We start from the raw sequence: 18,026 nt of genomic DNA on the forward strand, positions 1-18,026 counted from the left end.
GGCTGGCGACAGCGCCTTCCCCGTTTACGGGGAGATGCCGGTCCACCCTCCGCAGCTGCAGCGCAGCTGCTGTGGAGGACGGGCAGGCAGATGAGAAGCAGCGCGAGCCAAGTCGAGTTGGCGCCGCCGCTCATCCGTCACGTCGTGACACCTTCTCCCCGTGAACGGGAGAAGGAAGAAAAGCTATTTCTTGTTCTTGGCCAGCCAGTCCTGCTGTTCCTTGGTCAGGAACTTGGCCCATTCGTCAGCCACGTCCTTGGCCGCTTTCTGGCCAAGCAGCACTTCCTGAAAATTCTTGATCGCCACCTGGTCTACGAAATTGCCAAGGTTTTCCAGATGCGTCGGAGGCGTCACCATCTCGTATTTGTCGCCGTTGTTCAGTTCCTCGAACCAGCCTTTGAACTGCTCGGTCCTGAAGTGGGCGTCCTGGTCGGCGCCGTTGTGGATTGGAATGACGCCGACTTCCTTTGCCCATTCCAGATTGTCCTTGGGCGACAACAGCGTCGCCATCAGCTTCCAGGCATCGTCCTTGTGCTGGGAATTGGCGAACATCGCCCAGCCGGCATAACCGAGCGTCGGATAGGATTTGCCGCTCGGCCCGACCGGCATCGGCGCCACGGCGAAATCGTCGGCGCTCATCTTGTCGGCGATGCCGAGCAGCGCGTCGGGATCCTGGTTCAGCATGGCGCAGGTGCCGCTGTAGAAGCCGGTGACGGTCTCGTTAAAACCCCAGCTCACCGCATCCTTCGGCGCCAGGCCGTTCTTGTACATGTCGGCGAGCATCTGCAGGCCCTTGACCGAGCCTTCCTCGTTGATGGTCGAGGTGCCGTCCTCGTTGAAATAGCCGCCCTTGCCGGCGGCGATGTTCATGAACATATGCATGCCGTTGAAGGCGCCCGGGCCGCCGCGCAGGCAGTAGCCGTATTTGCCCGGTATCGCCGAGATTTTTTTGGAGTCCTCGACGAATTCATCGAGCGTCGCCGGCGGACCGTCCAGACCGGCCTCCTTGAACAGCTTCTTGTTCCAGAACAGCGCGTTCAGGTAATAGCCGTAAGGGATCATGTACTGCTTGTTATCGACCGTCGAGCCGAACTGCTTGGCACGCTCGCCCAGCGTTTTGGCATCGTCCCATTTGGCCATGTATGGCCCGAGATCCTCGAGCTGGCCGTTGGTCGCATAAAGACCCATCCAGCGTTCCGGCATCTCGACGATGTCGGGCGTGTCGCCGGCCTGCACCATGGTGAGGAACTTCTCGAACGCCTGGCCCCAGGGCAGCGATACCAGCTCGACCTTGACACCCGGATTGGCCGCCTCGAATTCGGCGATCTGCTTCTTGAGGAATTCGGTACGCGGCGGGCTGGTGATGACCTCGACCATCTTGACCGTGGAATCGGCCAGCACGCTGCCGGCGGAAATCGCCAGACCCGCGACGGCACCAAGAAGGATGCTCAGTTTTTTCATGTTCAGCACTCCCATTTTGAACGGCTCCTTTATCTTTTTGCTCTGTCGAAGGCCTGGGCAACATCCGCCCACAGGTCTTCGACACTTTCCAATCCGACACTGAAGCGGATGGTTCGTGGGCTGACGCCGAAGCGCGCCATCGAATTCAGGCCCGGCGTCTGCTCGAGCGAGGCCTTTGCCGGAACGACCAGGCTTTCATGGCCGCCCCAGCTGACGCCGATGCGAAAGAGTTTCAGCGCATCGACGAAAGCCGGGATGTCGACGTCTTCCGTCACTTCGAACGAGAACAGCCCGGCATAGCCGGCAAGCGTCGCCTTGCCTGGATGGTTGGAATAGGCCGGGTGGTTGACCCGCTCGACATGGTCATGCGCTTTCAGCCGTTCGGCGATGGTCAGCCCGCTCTTCATGTGATGCGGCAACCGCAGCGGCAATGTGCGCAGGCCACGCAGCAACAGCCAGGCCTCGAAAGGCGAAAGTTTGCCGCCGAGATAGGAATAGGTCTGCTCGTTGATATGTCGGATATGGGCGGCCGAACCGGCTACCACACCGGCGACGGTGTCGCTGTGGCCGCCGAGATATTTCGAGGCCGAATGCAGCACCAGATCGACACCGTGCGAAATCGGCTTCTGGAACACCGGCGTAGCCCAGGAATTGTCGATCGAGGTGATGATGCCCTGCTCTTTGGCCAGCCGCGCCAGATGGGTTATGTCCTGGAGTTCGAACATCATCGACGTCGGGCTTTCCAGGTAGAGCAGCTTGGCGCCGGGAAGTGCTGCCGCGACCGCGTCCGGATCGGAACCGTCGACATAGTCGACCTTGATGTTGAGCCGTGGCAAAAGCCGTTCGAACAGCCGGTAGGCATCGCCGTAGCAATTGCGCACGACAACCATGCGCTCACCGGCACCGACGAAAGCAAGCACCGTGGCGCTGATCGCCGCCATGCCGCTGGAAAAGCCGCGCGCGGCCTCCGCGCCTTCGAGAGCGGCGACACGCGCCTCGAACTCCATGACCGTCGGGTTGTCGCCGCGCGAATAGATCGGCTGACGTCGCCTGCCGGCGAATGTGTCGGCCATCTCGGAATAGTCGGCGAAGGTAAAGAGCGAAGTCTGGTAGATCGGCGGGACCACCGCGCCGCCGGGGAAAGGCTCGTCATGGGCGAGAAGCGTCGCTGCCTCGGCGAGATAGTCGTTTTCGAAACCGGCGGGATGATCGCTCATTTCTGGCCTGAAAGTTCGAGTTTGGCCGCGCCGCGCTTCAGATCGTCCTCGACGGTGGCGATCAGCTTGAGCGCCTCGGCCCGGGCCCCCTCCGGATCGTGCGCGGCGATGCGTTCGTAGATGGTGCGGTGGTAAGGAAAGCTGGCGTGGCCGAAATCACGCACCCCGAGCGGATGCTCCCAGAAACGATGGAACAGTTCGTGCATGGCGGCGATGATCTGCTCGAACAGCGGATTGCCGGAACTGCGGTAGATCGACTGGTGGAATTCCCAGTCCTCCTCCGCCGACATCCCGGCGCGGGTGTGGAAGGCCTGCTCCATAATGTCGAGCTTGCGCCCGATCTCGACGAGATCTGCCTGGCCCGCGCGGACGGCGCACAGGGCGGCGGCTTCCGCTTCCAGTGCCCGGCGGATTTCCAGCGTCTGCATCAGGCTGGTGAAATCATTGCCGCCGGCCAGCGTCAGCGGCATGTGCAGCATGTCCAGCGAGACCACTCCCTTGAGATAGGTGCCGCTGCCTTGCCGCCGTTCGACCAGGCCGAGCCCTTCCCAGCGCGTCAGCGCCTCGCGCACGGTGTTGCGGCTCACCTTGAGGCGCTCGGCAAGGATGCGTTCGGTCGGCAGTCTCTGGCCGGGCCCGAGAGCTTCCCGCATCACAAAGCCGGCCAGCGCCTTGAGTACCGCGTCGTCGCGAGCAGTTGCCTGTATGGGGGAAAGGCCGAATTCGGTCATGCCAACGGGTCACCAAATGGCTCAATGGTCCAACCAATTTCTGCATAGAAGACAGGCCCTGTCAACCGACTGCGGGCGCATACGCTCTGCCCAGCCGGCTATTTCAAAGGGCGCTGTCGCTGCCGCTACAAAAACCAAGCGTTTTCCAGGTCTTGGCGTAGAATCCTGATGTGTTTTGAAAATTGGGGGCCGGCCGGCGTTTGGCAGCGGTACGAGGAGGCCACTATGTGCCAGCGCCGGCCGGCCGACCCCACGGACCCAGGAGATGCGGCGGACCTGAGCATCATGGGGTATTCTTCGGGTCGAACCGGCGATCTAGCCTCGTGCCGGTTACGTCTAAGGGCTGCACATTTGCGCAACAACTTATGGAAATCAACCGTTTCTTAACCAAGCCTCGCAAATCGCTTGGATTAAGGTAAATTCGTAACCTTGTCGCGTTGACCGGGCAATTGGTGTTCGGTGCTAAGCCGCCTTGGCGACGACGCGATTGCGGCCGCCGCTCTTGGCTTCGTAGAGCGCGAGGTCGGCGCGTTTCATCAGCGCGGAGACCGTGTCTACCCCCTTCAGCACCGACGACACGCCGACGCTGACGGTGACTTCGACGGCCTTGCCTTCGGTGCCGACGGCAAACGGCAGCTGGGCGATTTCGGCGCGAATGCGCTCGGCGACCTTTTCGGCTACCGCGCCGTCGGTGTCCGGCATCACCACGACGAACTCCTCACCGCCGAAGCGGCAGGCCAGATCGATGCCGCGCACATTCTTGCGCAGCCGCCGCGCGAATTCGCGCAGCACGTCGTCGCCGCCGTCATGGCCATGCGCGTCGTTGATGCTCTTGAAGCGGTCCAGATCGGTGATCATCACCGACAGCGGCCGGCGCCGTGCCACGGCGCGGTCGAACAGCGTCTGCAAATGGCTGTCGAGATAGCGGCGGTTGTGCAGGCCGGTCAGGGCATCGGTCACCGCCATCTCGATGGTCTGGGTGACGCTGGCGCGAAGCTGGTCGTTGTAGCGCTTGCGGCGCACCTGCGTGCGCAGCCGCGCGGTCAGCTCCTGCTGGTCGATCGGCCGCATCAGATAATCGTTGATGCCGAGTTCGAGGCCGCGGATGATACGCCCCTCCTCGCCCTCGTCCGCCAGAAGGATGATCGGCAGGAAACGGGTGCGATCGAGCGAGCGCAATTGCGAGCAGAGCCTCAGCGGGTCGAAATCGGCGAAGGCTGTCGAGATCATCACGCATTCATACGGCTGCTCGGCGGCCTGGAAGAAGCCGGCATGCGGATCATTGGCGACGTCGAGATCGGCACTGCCGCGCAGCATCTTCTGGATGCGCTCGAACGAGGATTTGCGCTCGTCGACCAGCAGCACCTTCGGCACCGCATCGTCGGCAGCGAAGTTGCGGCTCAAAAGCTCCTCGATGCCGATATTGCGTGTCGTCGAGGCGCGCAGCCGCAGCTCGTCGGTCAGCGATTTCAGCCTGACCAGGCTCTTGACGCGCGTCATCAACTGCAGATCGTTGACCGGCTTGGTCAAAAAATCGTCGGCGCCGGCCTCGAGGCCGCGCACCCGGTCCGAAACCTGGTCGAGTGCGGTGATCATCACGACAGGGATGTGCGATGTCGCCGGGTCGCCCTTCAGCCGCCGGCAGACCTCGAACCCGTCCATGTCGGGCATCATCACGTCGAGCAGCACGACGTCGACCTTGCCGTTCTCGCAGATCTCGATCGCGTCCGGCCCGTTGGTGGCGGTCAGGACCTCGAAATATTCGGCGAGCAGCCGAACCTCCAGCAGCCTGACATTGGCTGGGATGTCGTCGACGACGAGGATCCGCGCGGTCATTTCATAAAGCTCCGGCTCGGCTGGAAAGGGACATCAGGCATCGCCCAGGTAGGATTTGATGGTTTCGATGAAACGCGGCACCGAGATCGGCTTGGAGATATATGCCTCGCAGCCGCCCTGGCGAATGCGCTCCTCGTCCCCCTTCATCGCGAAGGCGGTGACGGCGATGACCGGGATGACGTGAAGATCATCGTCCTCCTTCAGCCATTTGGTGACCTCGAGGCCCGACACTTCCGGCAGCTGGATGTCCATCAGGATGAGGTCCGGCCTGTGCTGCCGCGCCAGATCCAGCGCTTCCAGGCCGTTGCGTGTGCGCACCGTCTCGTAGCCGCTCGCTTCGATGAGGTCGCGAAAGAGCTTCATGTTGAGCTCGTTGTCTTCGACGATCATAACCTTCTTTGGCATCGATTTCCCGTCCCGGCTGGCCTTCCACTCGAAGGGTGCCGTCATGCGCCCCTTGTCGGCACGCACCAAACCTGTTCCCACTATACGGCAATATGATTGACGAAACGGAAACCGGTCGCCCTAAAAGCGTTCGGATTCCAGGTCGGCGAGCTTGCTGCCGGCGACACTTGCCACTACTGCGAAAACAGAACGATTCCGCCCATGAAGGAAGGTAGCGATGGCAAACGCAGCGTCAATGCGCGAGGAAGCGGAAACGGTTGCCGTAAAGGCGTTGGGCTTCGTCGCCGCCGATCCGGAACTTCTGCCCCGCTTCCTGGCGATCACCGGCATCGAAGCCCATTCCATCCGCTGGGCGGCCGGCGAGCCGGGATTCCTGGCCGGCGTGCTGCAGTTCATCCTTGCCCACGAGCCGACGCTGATGCGTTTTTCCGAGGAGACCGGAACGCCGCCCGCCGCAGTCGGCAAGGCATTGCGGGCGCTGCCGCTCGGCGACGACAATCATGAGCATTCGATATAAGCGGCGATCCCGAGACAGATCGCGGCGGCGAAAATCGTGAGCGCACTCGGGCGTTAACGCCAGCCGCTTCTAGAGCAATTCCAGGAAAAGTGTAAAACGGTTTTCCGTCCGGATTGTGCAAAAACAAAGACATGGAGCGGTTCGGCGTTTCCGTGAAACGATGAACGGCTCCAAGCTCGGCGCTTAGGGTTTCAACTTCGCCCCTGCCCCGCCATTGTCATTCTCGCCCGAGCCATGATCCGGAACGGTAGCCTCGCTTGGGTCCATGATGGGGTTGTCCTGAACGGCATCGGCCGGCTTCAGCATGGCGCCGTTGACCGTGACCGAACCGTCTGCCTTAGCGTTGACGACCCATTCCAGTCGACCATCCGGCAGTGCCTTGCCAAATCCTTTGACGGCGAGTGCGAAGGGGAAATACTGCGCCGCTTCCGGCTCGGTCTTGGCCGCCGTTTGCAGAGCCTCCACGATCTTGTCATAGCCCGCGACATCGATGGTCATGCTCGCCTCGGGCTTCTTGCCGGGGAACGTCATTTCACCTTCCATCGCAATCTCGATGTTGCCGTTCTTGATCGTGCTGTGTCCGAGAATGGCCTTTGGCGTCTTGGCCAGGAAATCGGCGAAGATCTGGTTGCCGAAATCTGCCGGCACTGGTGGATCCTTGCTGAAATCAAGGGTTTCGATGGTTTTCTTCGCCATGCTGTCCAGATCGATGTTGGTGCCGCCGAAGTTGAGGTCGATATCCGTCGGCAGCAACGCAACGCTCCAGCTGGGCAGCACCTGCTGTGGTATTGTCAGGCCGGAAACCTTGAACGCGTAGTTGATCTTGCCGTCCTTGGCGATGCCGTCCATGCTGACGGCGGTATTCAGTTGCGTCGCACCGAACTTGCCCACCGGGCTCTCCACCACAAAGTCCTTGAAGCCGTAGGTGCCGTCGATCCGCTCCCACAATGGCAGTGCTGCCGTCAGAAGCGATTTGAACTCCGCCTCATCCGCCTTGAATTTGGCTGCATCATCAGTCGCCACGATGAAAGCAAGCAGGTCGAGCAGCGGCTTTGTCCGCAAACCCTTGCCGGTCGCATCCACGGAAAGTTCAGGCGCTTTTACAGCAGCCGGAAAACTCAACCCACTTTTGGGATCGTTGACTTTGATCGTTTCGGCGAAGTTCGTTATTTTTTCCGTCACCGTGAAATCGATGCCGCCATTTGCGGATTTGGTCGAAACTATTACGGCAGTGCCAGCACCGACCGTGACATCCGCCTGCTGCTTGGGCTCTCGGGTGGTCATCGTCATGCCAGCCATCGAACCGGTTGCGCTCGCGAAAGCGGCCAGGTCGGGGTCATAAACTCCGGTGAACTTGTTGTCCGACACGGAGAAATCGATGTGCTGCGCCCCCTCAGGGCCAACGAAATCGATAGACCCCTTCGGGGACACGTCCGCCGAAACGTCCCAGTGTCCATCTTTGCGTGGCTTGACCAAGATGAAGTAAGGCGTGACGTCGAACTTGAAGGCTTGCTGCTTTGCCATCAAATCCGTGACTGGCTTGAAGTCGAAAGCCAGCTTGTAGGCATCGCGGTCGACTGAAATTTTCACGAACCCGATATCGAACAGCTTCTTGCCGATGTAGTGCGCCAGATCGTCGGAAAGCTGCTTCGCGCCTTGCCTGTCGACCGCTTGGCCGAAGGCCGGTGCGCTGCAGGCAAGAAGTAAAACAAGTGGCAAAACGCGCTTCATCTCGATCCTCACTTAATCGCGGCCCTCAAGCCGTTCTATCACTGGTAGGCAAATACCATCGCAGCCGCAAGAGAAGGCCTATGTGTTGCGGAGCTGTTACAGCACCAGCCGCATCAGCGGTCGGCCTGGCTTACGTTCGACCAACCGCTGGAACCCGGCCTTTTCGAAGACCCGCGACGAGCCGACGAACAGCCCGATCGAGCGCGAATCCTTCGATAGATCGATCGGGCAGGCTTCGATCAGCCGCGCTCCGTTCTGGCGGGCGAACTCGATGCCGCCTTGGACCAGGCGGTGCGACAGGCCCTTGCCGCGTGCTTTGGTGCGGATGAAGAAGCAGGAGATCGCCCAGACGCCCGGATCGCTGGCGTCGGCGGGGTCGATCGGCGCCGACCCCCTGCCCTGGTTGTTCCATTCGGGCACGTCGGCACGCGGGCCGATCTGCATCCAGCCGACCGCCTGGCCACCCTCGAAGGCCAACAGGCCGGGCGGCGGCCCGGCCTCGATCCGCGCCTTGATGTGGTCCTTGTTGCGCTCCCGGTTGCTCGCGCGGCGCGCTGCGGGCGACAGCCGGAAATGTGTGCACCAGCAGCCGTAGCAGGCGCCTTGCCTACCGAAAAGATCTTCGAAATCCGCCCAAAGCTCGGGCACTAGCGGCGCTATGGTCGTATTCATGAGCTCTCTCCCGGCCCACCGCCTTGTCGTGGCGTCCGTCCTGACGTACCATTGCATTTGTTCTCTTTATGTTCGCAGCGATGGCGGCCCCTGTCAACAATCCCGAACACGGTTTTTGCCGCGACTGCCTGAGTTTTCAGCGCAGCGAGGCAGGCCGTTGCGAGCGCTGCGGCAGTCCACGGCTCGCCCGCCATCCGGAGCTCTACCGGCTGCGCCTTGCCCATATCGATTGCGACGCGTTCTACGCGGCGGTCGAAAAGCGCGACAACCCGGCGTTGAAGGACCGGCCATTGATCATCGGCGGCGGCAAGCGCGGCGTCGTCTCCACCGCATGCTACATTGCCCGCATCCACGGCGTGCGCTCGGCAATGCCGATGTTCAAGGCGCTCGAAGCCTGCCCGGAAGCGGTGGTCCTGCCGCCGGACATGGAAAAATACGTGCGCGTCGGCCGCGAGGTGCGCGCCATGATGCAGGCGCTGACGCCGCTGGTCGAGCCGCTCTCGATCGACGAGGCCTTTCTCGACCTCGCCGGCACCGAGCGCCTGCATGGCCTGCCGCCTGCGGTGGTGCTGGCGCGCTTCGCACTCGGCGTGGAAAAGGAGATCGGCATCACCGTTTCGGCCGGCCTTTCCTACTGCAAGTTCCTGGCCAAGGTGGCGTCGGACTTCCGCAAGCCGCGCGGCTTTTCGGTGATCGGCGAGGCCGAGGCTATCGGCTTCCTGGCCGAGCAGCCGGTGACGCTGATCTGGGGGGTCGGCAAGGCCTTTGCCGCCACGCTCGAGCGCGACGGCATCCGCACCATCGGCCAGTTGCAGCGCATGGAACGTGGCGATCTGATGCGCCGCTACGGCGTCATGGGCGACCGGCTCTACCGGCTTTCGCGCGGCGAGGACGACCGTCGCGTCGTTCCCGACCAGGACGCGAAAAGTGTGTCGGCAGAAACCACTTTCGATACCGACATCGCCTCCGTCGACGAACTGGTTTCGGTGCTGAGGGCGCTGTCGGAAAAAGTCTCGGCCCGGCTGAAGAAATCCGGCATTGCCGGACGCACCGTCGTCCTCAAGCTGAAGACCCAGGATTTCAAGATCCGCACGCGCAATCGCCAGCTCGGCGATCCGACCCGGCTGGCCGACCGCATCTTTCAGACCGGGCTCAAGCTGCTGCGCAAGGAAGCGGATGGCACGAAATACCGGCTGCTCGGCATTGGCGTCAGCGATCTCTCCGACGATGACCGGGCGGACCCGCCCGACCTGGTCGACGTCCAGTCACGCAAGCGCGCCATGGCCGAAGGCGCCATCGACACGCTGCGCGGCAAGTTCGGCCGCAGGGCGGTGGAAACCGGCTATACCTTCGGCAAGGGCCGCGATGCCCATCCGCCCGAACCGGTCGAGGAGTGAGCCCGTCAGGTGCGCCGCAGATCGATCCTGCTGGTCACCACCCTTTTTCCAGTTTTCGGATCGGTATCGATAACGGTCAGCCGCATGCCGTCCTCGCCGGTTTTCTCAACAGTCATTTGCGCCCTGCGATCGCCATTGACCTCCTTGGCCCAACGGATGCCGAGATTGATTGCGTTGCCGGAGCGGCTGCCGCTCAATTGCGCCGGCCCGGTGCGCGATCCGACATAGGTGCCGGTGTATTTCGTCCCGCTCGATTTGAGATCGGCGCTGATGGCGCGCGTTACCACGATAAGACCGCGGCAGCTGCCGTCGAGCGATAGCGAGCTCGACGTTGCGTCGGAATTGAAATGACAGGAGACATTCACCGTCGGCGCATCGGTGGTCACCTTGACGATGCCTTTGCCGGCGAAATTCCCCTGGAATGAGCAAAGAAAATCCGGATCGTCGGCATGCGCTGCGCCGGCCCCGGCCGTCAGGCAGCCGGCAAGTACAAATCGTGCGAATGATTTCATCGGACCGCTCCTCGTTGGTATCCAAAACACAGAACGCAAGCAGTGACAGACCAACGCTTCCCTCAGTCGCGAGTTCCGGCTTCAACATCACTGCGTGAAGCGCTGCACGGCTGGCCCAGCCGAATGCGTCGGCTAGCGGTTGCGATGAGCGCTCCGGCTTGCGACATAGCCGCATGGCACCCGCACCCTCGATCCCCAAGGCCGCGTTCTGGATGGCGCTGTCGATCGCCTCGTTCCTGGCGATGTCGGTGGCTGGCCGCGCCACGACGGCCGAACTAAACGTCTTCCAGGTGCTCGAGCTGCGCTCGGTGATCGGCTTTTTCATCCTGTTGCCGCTGGTCATGATGTCAGGCGGTTTTGCGGCGATGCGCACCGGACGCCCGCTGGCTCATATCGCCCGCAACGTCGTCCACTATACCGGCCAGGCTGCCTGGCTCTACGCCCTGACGCTGATCCCGCTTGCGGTACTGATCTCGATCGAATTCACGACGCCGATCTGGACTGCTTTGCTGGCCGTCGGTTTCCTCGGCGAAAGGCTCTCGCGGCCACGGCTCGCAGCGATCGTGCTCGGGCTGATCGGCGTTGTGATCATCGTGCGTCCGGGCGTCGGCGCGGTCAATCCGGGACATGTAATCGTGCTGGGAGCCGCGGTCTGCTTCGGCGTCTCGGTGGTCCTCGTCAAGTCGCTGACGCGGACGGACAGCGTCGTGCGCATCATCTTCTGGATGCTGATCATCCAGTCGCTGCTTGGCCTGGTCCCGGCGCTTTACGAATGGCAAAACCCGCCGCTTGAGCTCTGGCCGTGGATCCTGCTCATCGCCTTCACCGGCATGTCGTCGCATTTCTGCATGGCCCGCGCACTTGTCTATGCCGATGCGACGGTCATCTCGCCAATGGACTTTTTGCGCGTGCCGCTGTCGGCGGTGATCGGATGGCTGCTCTATCACGAGCAGATCGACGCCTTCACCGCCGGTGGCGCCCTGCTGATCCTCATGGGAAATCTGCTCAACCTGCAGCGGAGAGCACCGCAACCGGCGGAGATCGCCGCTTCATAAGCGTGCGCTAACTCTTAGACCAGTTCCACCTCGACCACGCCCGGCACCGCCCGCATCGCCGACGCGATCTGAGGCGATACGCGGTAGCGGTTGGGCAACTCGATCTCGACCTCGCCCTCGCCGCCTTCCTTGATGACGATGATGCTCACCTGACTGTCGCCACGCTGGCCAAGCTGCGATTGGATTGTCGATGCCGGTGCGTCATTTCTGACGAAGATGCGCAACGCTTTCTGGATACGGCTTGCCTCTTCCTCCAACGACTGCACGGTCTGGATGCGCAGATTGACGCCTTCAGGCCTGTCCTCGGCCGAAACGGTGATCACCACCGAGCGGCCGGGTTCGAGCAAGTCGCGGTATTGCGCCAGCCCCTCGGAAAACAGCACCGCTTCATACTGGCCGGACGTGTCGGAGAATTGCACGACGCCCATCTTGTTGCCGGTGCGCGTCTTGCGCTCCTGCTTGGTGGTCACCGTGCCGGCGAGCCGGCCGGCGGCAGCACCGCGTTTGACGGCGGCCGAAAACTCGCCCCAGGTCTGCACCCGCATTTTCTGCAGCGCCGCCTTGTATTCGTCGAGCGGATGCGCCGAGAGATAGAACCCGACCACCTGGAATTCACGGTGCAGGCGGTCGGCGGCGAGCCAGGGATCGGTCGCCGGCAAGTTGAGCGCCTGCGACTGTGCGCCGAGCGAGGCGCCAAAGATGTCATGCTGGCCGGTGACGGCATTCTGCTGCGCCAGCGACGCCAGCCCCATCATCCGCTCGACGCCGGCCATCATCGCCGCACGGTCATGACCGAAGCAGTCGAGCGCGCCGGCCATGATCAGGCTTTCGAAGACGCGCTTGCCGACGATCTTCGGATCGACCCTATCACAGAAATCGGCGAGGCTCTTGAAGGGTTTTTCGCCGCGCGTAGCGACGATGTGCTCGACCGCCGCGTCGCCGACGCCCTTGAGCGCGGCCAGCGAATAGAAGATGCGGTTCTCGCCGACCTCGAAATCCCGGAACGACGTCATGACCGACGGCGCCACCACCTCGATGCCGAGGCGCAGCGCATCCTGGCGGAAATCGGCGAGCTTGTCCGTATTGCCCATGTCGAGCGTCATCGATGCCGCCAGGAATTCGACAGGGTAATGCGCCTTCAGATAGGCGGTCTGGTAGGAGACGACGGCATAGGCGGCGGCATGCGATTTGTTGAAACCGTAGTCGGCAAACTTTGCCAGCAGGTCGAAGATGAAGTCGGCTTGCGGCTTGCCGACGCCGCGCTCGACCGCGCCCGAAACAAAGCGCTCGCGCTGCTTGTCCATCTCGGCGCGGATCTTCTTGCCCATGGCGCGGCGCAGCAGATCGGCTTCGCCCAGCGAATAGCCGGAGAGCTCCTGCGCGATCTGCATCACCTGTTCCTGGTAGACGATGACGCCTTGCGTCTCCTTGACGAGATGGTCGATCTTCGGGTGGATCGACGCCATCTCCTCCTCGCCGTGCTTTCTGGCGTTGTAGGTCGGTATGTTCTCCATCGGCCCCGGCCGGTAGAGCGCGACCAGCGCGATAATGTCCTCGATACAGTCGGGCCGCATGCCGATCAGCGCCTTGCGCATGCCGGCACTTTCCACCTGGAACACGCCGACCACCTCGCCGCGCGACAGCATGGCGTAGGTTTCGGGGTCGTCGAGCGGAATGTGGGCAAGATCGATTTCGATGCCGCGGCGGCGGATCAGCTTGACGGCCCTGTCCAGCACCGTCAGCGTCTTCAGGCCAAGGAAGTCGAATTTCACCAGCCCGGCCTGCTCGACATATTTCATGTTGAACTGCGTGACCGGCATGTCCGAGCGCGGATCGCGGTACATCGGCACCAGCTCCGACAGCGGCCGGTCGCCGATGACGATGCCGGCGGCGTGCGTCGAGGCGTGCCGATAAAGACCTTCCAGTTTCTGCGCCGTATCGAGCAGCGTCTGCACGATCGGCTCACGCTCCGCCTCTTCGGCAAAGCGCGGCTCGTTGGCGATGGCGTCGGCGAGCTTGACCGGATTGGCCGGGTTCGACGGCACCATCTTGCTCAGCTTGTCGACCTGCCCGTAAGGCATCTGCAGCACGCGGCCGACGTCGCGCAGCACCGCGCGCGCCTGCAGCGTGCCGAAGGTGATGATCTGGCCAACCTGGTCGCGGCCGTATTTCCGTTGGACGTAGCGGATGACTTCCTCGCGCCGGTCCTGGCAGAAGTCGATGTCGAAGTCGGGCATCGACACGCGGTCGGGATTGAGGAAGCGCTCGAACAGCAACGAAAAACGCAGTGGGTCGATGTCGGTGATGGTCGTGGCATAGGCGACCAGCGAGCCGGCGCCCGAACCGCGGCCCGGGCCGACCGGAATCCCTTGTGCCTTGGCCCATTTGATGAAGTCGGCAACGATCAGGAAATAGCCCGGATATTTCATCTTCTCGATGACGCCGAGCTCGAAATCCAGCCTTTCGCGATATTGCTCGACGGTATAGCCGGGCGTCGGCCCGTGCGCCGCCAGCCGCGCCTCTAGCCCTTCATGCGCCTGCCTGGCAAGCTCCTGCGCCTCCGCCTTGACCGCAGCATCGGCGTCGGCGACATCGCGGCCGGCAAAGCGCGGCAGAATCGGATTGCGGGTCTTCGGGTAATACGAGCAGCGCAGCGCGATCTCGACGGTGTTGTCGATTGCTTCCGGCAGGTCGGCGAACAGCCTCGCCATATCGGCCTGGCTTCTCAGGAAGTGGTCGGGCGACAGGCGGCGGCGATTGTCGGCCGCAACCACGGAACCTTCGGCGATGGCGATCAGGGCGTCATGCGCCTCATAGTCTTCACGAGAGAAGAAAAACGCCTCGTTGGTGGCAACCAGCGGCAGATCGTGGCGGTAGGCGAGATCGACCGACGACTGCTCGATGGCGCGGTCGTAGCTCGACACGCGCTCAAGCTCGACATAGAGCCGGTCGCCGAACAGGCTCTTGAGCGCCGAGAGCCGGGTCTCGGCGAGTTCGCGGCGATCCTGTTTCAAGGCAGTGCCGATCGGACCGCGCGGCCCGCCCGTAAGGCAGATCAGACCGTCGGAATGGCCCTGCAGCATCTCGCTCGTCAGATGCACCGCTTCGCCGGGCGGTGTCTCGAGGTAGACGCGGCTGACCAGCCTGACCAGATTGCCGTAGCCGGCCTCGGTTGCGGCGATCAGGACGACCGGCCGCATCTCCGGTCCTTGCCGCCTGCGGTCGCGCTGGCTGTCGCTCGCCTCGCCGGAAAAGGCGAGGTCGATCTGGCAGCCGATGATCGGCTGGATGCCGTCCTTTGCCGCCTTCTGGGCGAATTCCAGCGCGCCGAACAGATTGTTGGTGTCGGTGACGGCGATTGCCGGGCATTCGTCCTGCACCGCATGGCCGACGATCTTGCCGAGCTGCAAGGCACCTTCGAGCAGCGAATAGGCCGAATGCACGCGCAGATGAATGAACCGACGCGCCGCCGCCTCCGCCCGCGACGCCTTTGCATAGGCCTCGCGCAGCAAGGGATCGCGTGGAAGTCTCTCATCCGCCATGGTTTTTTCGCGCCGCCTCACAAGGACTCAGTCGATGAAGATGTATTGTCCGGCACCGGGTAACACGAGTCCAGCGGTGGTGATTGGAGCTTTGGAAGTTTAGAGCAACCACCGAAGCTGCCAATCTCCCCCTCGTGGGGGAGATGTCCGGCAGGACAGAGAGGGCGCTGTCCCGCCGACGTCAGGCTGCAAATAAAAACCCGCCACTGCGGGCGGGTCGCTGGAGCCAATTAGCACCATGCGCAAATTAATAGCATAGCTGCCGGCACAAAGCAAGAACAAAATACGTTGTGACGGCAAAAAAGTGCGAATTCCTCACGGCCTCGCCTTGTCCCTCCTCCACTGAGCGTGCCCAACCAATTGCAAGGTCGCGTTCCTTCGCGCCCCCCTCTGTCCTGCCGGACATCTCCCCCACGAGGGGGGAGATTGGCCATCATCTCGGCTTTCGCCAATTTCCAACGTTGCAGGAGCGAGCGAGGCGCCGAGGCTGCCAATCTCCCCCCTGGAGGGGGAGATGTCCGGCAGGACAGAGGGGGGCGCTGTCCCGCCAACTTCTGACGGGCGTCGAGGGCGGGGGTTTCGGCCTCACGCGAATTCCATGATCACCGCATCGACGGCAAGGCTGTCGCCTGGCCTGGCGTTGAGCTTCGAGACGATGAGATCGCGCTCGGCGCGCAGCACGTTTTCCATCTTCATCGCCTCGACCACGGCCAGCGTCTCGCCGGCCTTGACCTCCTGCCCCTCGGCAACGGCGATCGAGACGACGAGGCCGGGCATCGGGCAGAGCAGCATCTTGGAGGTGTCCGGCGCCACTTTTTCCGGCATCAGCCGTTCGAGCTCGGCGGTGCGCGGCAGCATGGCGCGGGCTGTCACCGACATGCCTTTCCAGGCGATGCGGAACCCGTTCAGCACCGGCCTGACTTGCGCCGCGACCTTGCGGCCGCCGACCGTGCCGCGCCAGATGAGATCGCCCGGCCGCCAGTCGGAGGTCACCGTCAGTGGCTCGCCGCCGTCGATCGACAGGTCAAGCTCGATCGGAATGGAAATCATGCCTTCGACGATGGCGACCGAAAGATAGTCCCGGCCGATCTTCACCACCCAATCGCGTTTCAAGGCACCCGAATGCGGCGCCAGCCGCCCGCCCAGCCGGTCGAGCCGGTCGCGGCGCAGCAGTTCCACCGCGGTGGCAATCGCGGCCAGCACCGCTTTTTCTTCGCTGTTCGGCACGATGGGCGCGAAGCCATCGGGGTATTCTTCGGCGATGAAGCCGGTCGATATCAGACCTTCCCGCCAGCGCCGATGCTGCATCAGCGCCGCCAGGAACGGTATGTTGTGCTCGATGCCGTCGACGACGAAACTGTCCAGCGCTTCCGACATCGCGTCTATCGCCGCCAGCCGTGTCGGCGCCCAGGTGCACAGCTTGGCGACCATCGGGTCGTAGAACATCGAGATTTCCGAGCCTTCGGTAACGCCGGTATCGTTGCGGATAACGATTTCGCCGAATTTTCCCTCTTCCGGCGGCCGGTATTTCGTCAGCCTGCCGATCGACGGCAGAAAGTTGCGATACGGATCTTCGGCATAGAGGCGGCTTTCCACCGCCCAGCCGTTCAGCTTGACATCGCTCTGCTTGATGGCGAGCTTTTCGCCGGCCGCCACGCGGATCATCTGCTCGACCAGGTCGATGCCGGTGACGAGTTCCGTCACCGGATGCTCGACCTGCAGCCGCGTGTTCATTTCCAGGAAATAGAAGTTCTTGTCGCTGTCGACGATGAACTCGACCGTGCCGGCGCTCTGGTAGTCGACGGCCTTGGCCAGCGCCACCGACTGCTCGCCCATGGCTTTGCGGGTCTTGGCGTCGAGGAACGGGGACGGCGCCTCCTCCACGACCTTCTGATTGCGGCGCTGGATCGAGCATTCGCGCTCGCCGAGATAGAGCGTGTTGCCATGCGCGTCGGCGAGCACCTGGATTTCGATATGGCGCGGATCGACGATGAATTTTTCGATGAAGACGCGGTCATCGCCGAACGAGCTTTTGGCCTCAGACCGCGCCCGGTCGAAGCCGTCGCGCACCTCTGCCTTGCTCCAGGCGATGCGCATGCCCTTGCCGCCGCCGCCGGCCGAAGCCTTGATCATCACGGGATAGCCGATTTCGCCGGCTATTCTTTCGGCATGGGCGGCGTTTTCGACGACGCCGAGCCAGCCGGGCACCGTCGACACCTTGGCCGCATTGGCGAACTTCTTCGATTCGATCTTGTCGCCCATCACCTTGATGGCCTTGGGCTTCGGGCCGATGAAGACGATGCCTTCCTGCTCCAGCGCTTCGCAGAAGGATGCCCGCTCGGACAGGAAACCGTAGCCGGGATGCACGGCCTCTGCTCCTGTGGCCTTGCAGGCGGCGATGATCTTTTCCGCGACCAGATAACTTTGCGCAGCCGGCGAAGGCCCGATATGCACCGCCTCGTCGGCCATTTCGACATGCACGGCGTCGCGGTCGGCGTCGGAATGGACCGCGACGGTGGCGATGCCCATCTTGCGCGCCGTCTTGATCACGCGGCAGGCGATCTCGCCACGGTTGGCGACCAGGATCTTTGTGAACATGCAGGCCTCGTCCCTCGGCTGCCCTTCTTTTACGGGCTTCCCGTTTTATGGGCTTCAGGGGGCCGGTCAAGGCAAAGTCGGAGCCTATCCCGCATGCAAATCGGCGGGCGCTGACGAAAATCCGGGGTCAGAACGTCGCTTCGTGCATAGCGCAGAGCTGAATGGTAAGTTAAATCTAACCTGGATTGCAGACTGCCTTGGGAGGATTGCCTGATGAAAACGCGCGCCGCTGTCGCCGTCGCCGCCGGAAAGCCGCTGGAGATCATGGAGGTCGACCTCGAAGGTCCCCGTGATGGCGAGGTGCTGGTCGAGATCAAGGCAACCGGCATCTGCCACACCGACGAGTTCACGC

Annotated in this window: 13 protein-coding genes and 1 pseudogene; 4 read left to right on the top strand and 10 right to left on the bottom strand. The window is 62.6% G+C overall.

The genetic code is table 11. From position 1 onward, the window contains the following. Positions 1-183: 183 nt before the first annotated feature. From X773_RS69535 to X773_RS69555, 5 genes are all read right to left on the bottom strand, one after another. Complete coding sequence (locus X773_RS69535) at positions 184-1,461, bottom strand: sugar ABC transporter substrate-binding protein (RefSeq protein WP_031212851.1); 1,278 nt, start codon at positions 1,459-1,461, stop codon at positions 184-186. Between the two features lie 29 nt (positions 1,462-1,490). Beyond that, a complete protein-coding gene (locus X773_RS69540) occupies positions 1,491-2,678 on the bottom strand; it encodes a PLP-dependent transferase (RefSeq protein ID WP_023679985.1) in 1,188 nt (395 codons plus the stop codon). Then, the gene (locus X773_RS69545; RefSeq protein ID WP_023679986.1) at positions 2,675-3,409 is read right to left on the bottom strand and encodes a FadR/GntR family transcriptional regulator; all 735 of its coding nucleotides are present in this window, start codon (positions 3,407-3,409) and stop codon (positions 2,675-2,677) included. The genes X773_RS69540 and X773_RS69545 overlap by 4 nt, the downstream gene beginning before the upstream one ends. A gap of 462 nt (positions 3,410-3,871) precedes the next feature. Next, a complete protein-coding gene (locus X773_RS69550) occupies positions 3,872-5,245 on the bottom strand; it encodes a PleD family two-component system response regulator (RefSeq protein ID WP_023679987.1) in 1,374 nt (457 codons plus the stop codon). Positions 5,246-5,278: 33 nt separating this feature from the next. Further along, positions 5,279-5,695 carry a response regulator gene (locus X773_RS69555; RefSeq protein WP_348625950.1) on the bottom strand — a complete coding sequence of 139 codons (417 nt, stop codon included), beginning with the start codon at positions 5,693-5,695 and terminating at the stop codon, positions 5,279-5,281. A 172-nt stretch (positions 5,696-5,867) separates the two neighbouring features. Between X773_RS69555 and X773_RS69560 the strand changes: the two genes are divergently transcribed. Further along, positions 5,868-6,167, top strand: a complete 300-nt coding sequence (locus tag X773_RS69560) for a DUF3572 domain-containing protein (protein ID WP_031212854.1) — start codon at positions 5,868-5,870, stop codon at positions 6,165-6,167. Between the two features lie 183 nt (positions 6,168-6,350). Here X773_RS69560 and X773_RS69565 read toward each other — a convergent pair whose 3' ends face one another. Together X773_RS69565 and X773_RS69570 are read right to left on the bottom strand one after the other, a co-directional pair. Further along, positions 6,351-7,691, bottom strand: a complete 1,341-nt coding sequence (locus X773_RS69565; protein ID WP_245274832.1) for a hypothetical protein — start codon at positions 7,689-7,691, stop codon at positions 6,351-6,353. Positions 7,692-7,994: 303 nt separating this feature from the next. Next, positions 7,995-8,570, bottom strand: coding sequence for a GNAT family N-acetyltransferase (locus tag X773_RS69570; protein WP_023679991.1), 576 nt, complete (start codon positions 8,568-8,570; stop codon positions 7,995-7,997). Between the two features lie 68 nt (positions 8,571-8,638). Here X773_RS69570 and X773_RS69575 point away from each other — a divergent pair, with 68 nt between their 5' ends. Then, positions 8,639-9,967, top strand: coding sequence for a DNA polymerase IV (locus X773_RS69575; RefSeq protein WP_023679992.1), 1,329 nt, complete (start codon positions 8,639-8,641; stop codon positions 9,965-9,967). A gap of 5 nt (positions 9,968-9,972) precedes the next feature. On the opposite strand, the gene X773_RS69580 is transcribed toward X773_RS69575, so the two are convergent. Next, positions 9,973-10,479, bottom strand: coding sequence for a hypothetical protein (locus tag X773_RS69580; protein ID WP_023679993.1), 507 nt, complete (start codon positions 10,477-10,479; stop codon positions 9,973-9,975). 173 nt (positions 10,480-10,652) lie between these two features. On the opposite strand from X773_RS69580, the gene X773_RS69585 reads away from it, so the two are divergent. Beyond that, positions 10,653-11,534 carry a DMT family transporter gene (locus tag X773_RS69585; RefSeq protein WP_023679994.1) on the top strand — a complete coding sequence of 294 codons (882 nt, stop codon included), beginning with the start codon at positions 10,653-10,655 and terminating at the stop codon, positions 11,532-11,534. A gap of 14 nt (positions 11,535-11,548) precedes the next feature. Here X773_RS69585 and dnaE read toward each other — a convergent pair whose 3' ends face one another. Together dnaE and X773_RS69595 are read right to left on the bottom strand one after the other, a co-directional pair. Beyond that, positions 11,549-15,076, bottom strand: a complete 3,528-nt coding sequence (gene dnaE / locus X773_RS69590; RefSeq protein ID WP_036239474.1) for a DNA polymerase III subunit alpha — start codon at positions 15,074-15,076, stop codon at positions 11,549-11,551. Positions 15,077-15,661: 585 nt separating this feature from the next. Beyond that, a complete protein-coding gene (locus tag X773_RS69595) occupies positions 15,662-17,674 on the bottom strand; it encodes an acetyl/propionyl/methylcrotonyl-CoA carboxylase subunit alpha (protein WP_023679996.1) in 2,013 nt (670 codons plus the stop codon). A gap of 213 nt (positions 17,675-17,887) precedes the next feature. Here X773_RS69595 and X773_RS76845 point away from each other — a divergent pair. Further along, positions 17,888-18,026, top strand: a pseudogene (locus tag X773_RS76845) (S-(hydroxymethyl)glutathione dehydrogenase); the annotation flags it as partial.

It is taken from the genome of Mesorhizobium sp. LSJC280B00 (assembly GCF_000502835.1).
Classification (GTDB): Bacteria; Pseudomonadota; Alphaproteobacteria; order Rhizobiales; family Rhizobiaceae; genus Mesorhizobium.

What these genes read in the sequence shown, in the direction of transcription:
- X773_RS69535 (WP_031212851.1), bottom strand. Translation starts at nt 1,461, where the DNA reads ATGAAAAAACTGAGCATCCTTCTTGGTGCCGTCGCGGGTCTGGCGATT.
- X773_RS69540 (WP_023679985.1), bottom strand. Translation starts at nt 2,678, where the DNA reads ATGAGCGATCATCCCGCCGGTTTCGAAAACGACTATCTCGCCGAGGCA.
- X773_RS69545 (WP_023679986.1), bottom strand. Translation starts at nt 3,409, where the DNA reads ATGACCGAATTCGGCCTTTCCCCCATACAGGCAACTGCTCGCGACGAC.
- X773_RS69550 (WP_023679987.1), bottom strand. Translation starts at nt 5,245, where the DNA reads ATGACCGCGCGGATCCTCGTCGTCGACGACATCCCAGCCAATGTCAGG.
- X773_RS69555 (WP_348625950.1), bottom strand. Translation starts at nt 5,695, where the DNA reads ATGACGGCACCCTTCGAGTGGAAGGCCAGCCGGGACGGGAAATCGATG.
- X773_RS69560 (WP_031212854.1), top strand. Translation starts at nt 5,868, where the DNA reads ATGGCAAACGCAGCGTCAATGCGCGAGGAAGCGGAAACGGTTGCCGTA.
- X773_RS69565 (WP_245274832.1), bottom strand. Translation starts at nt 7,691, where the DNA reads ATGGCAAAGCAGCAAGCCTTCAAGTTCGACGTCACGCCTTACTTCATC.
- X773_RS69570 (WP_023679991.1), bottom strand. Translation starts at nt 8,570, where the DNA reads ATGAATACGACCATAGCGCCGCTAGTGCCCGAGCTTTGGGCGGATTTC.
- X773_RS69575 (WP_023679992.1), top strand. Translation starts at nt 8,639, where the DNA reads ATGTTCGCAGCGATGGCGGCCCCTGTCAACAATCCCGAACACGGTTTT.
- X773_RS69580 (WP_023679993.1), bottom strand. Translation starts at nt 10,479, where the DNA reads ATGAAATCATTCGCACGATTTGTACTTGCCGGCTGCCTGACGGCCGGG.
- X773_RS69585 (WP_023679994.1), top strand. Translation starts at nt 10,653, where the DNA reads ATGGCACCCGCACCCTCGATCCCCAAGGCCGCGTTCTGGATGGCGCTG.
- dnaE (WP_036239474.1), bottom strand. Translation starts at nt 15,076, where the DNA reads ATGGCGGATGAGAGACTTCCACGCGATCCCTTGCTGCGCGAGGCCTAT.
- X773_RS69595 (WP_023679996.1), bottom strand. Translation starts at nt 17,674, where the DNA reads ATGTTCACAAAGATCCTGGTCGCCAACCGTGGCGAGATCGCCTGCCGC.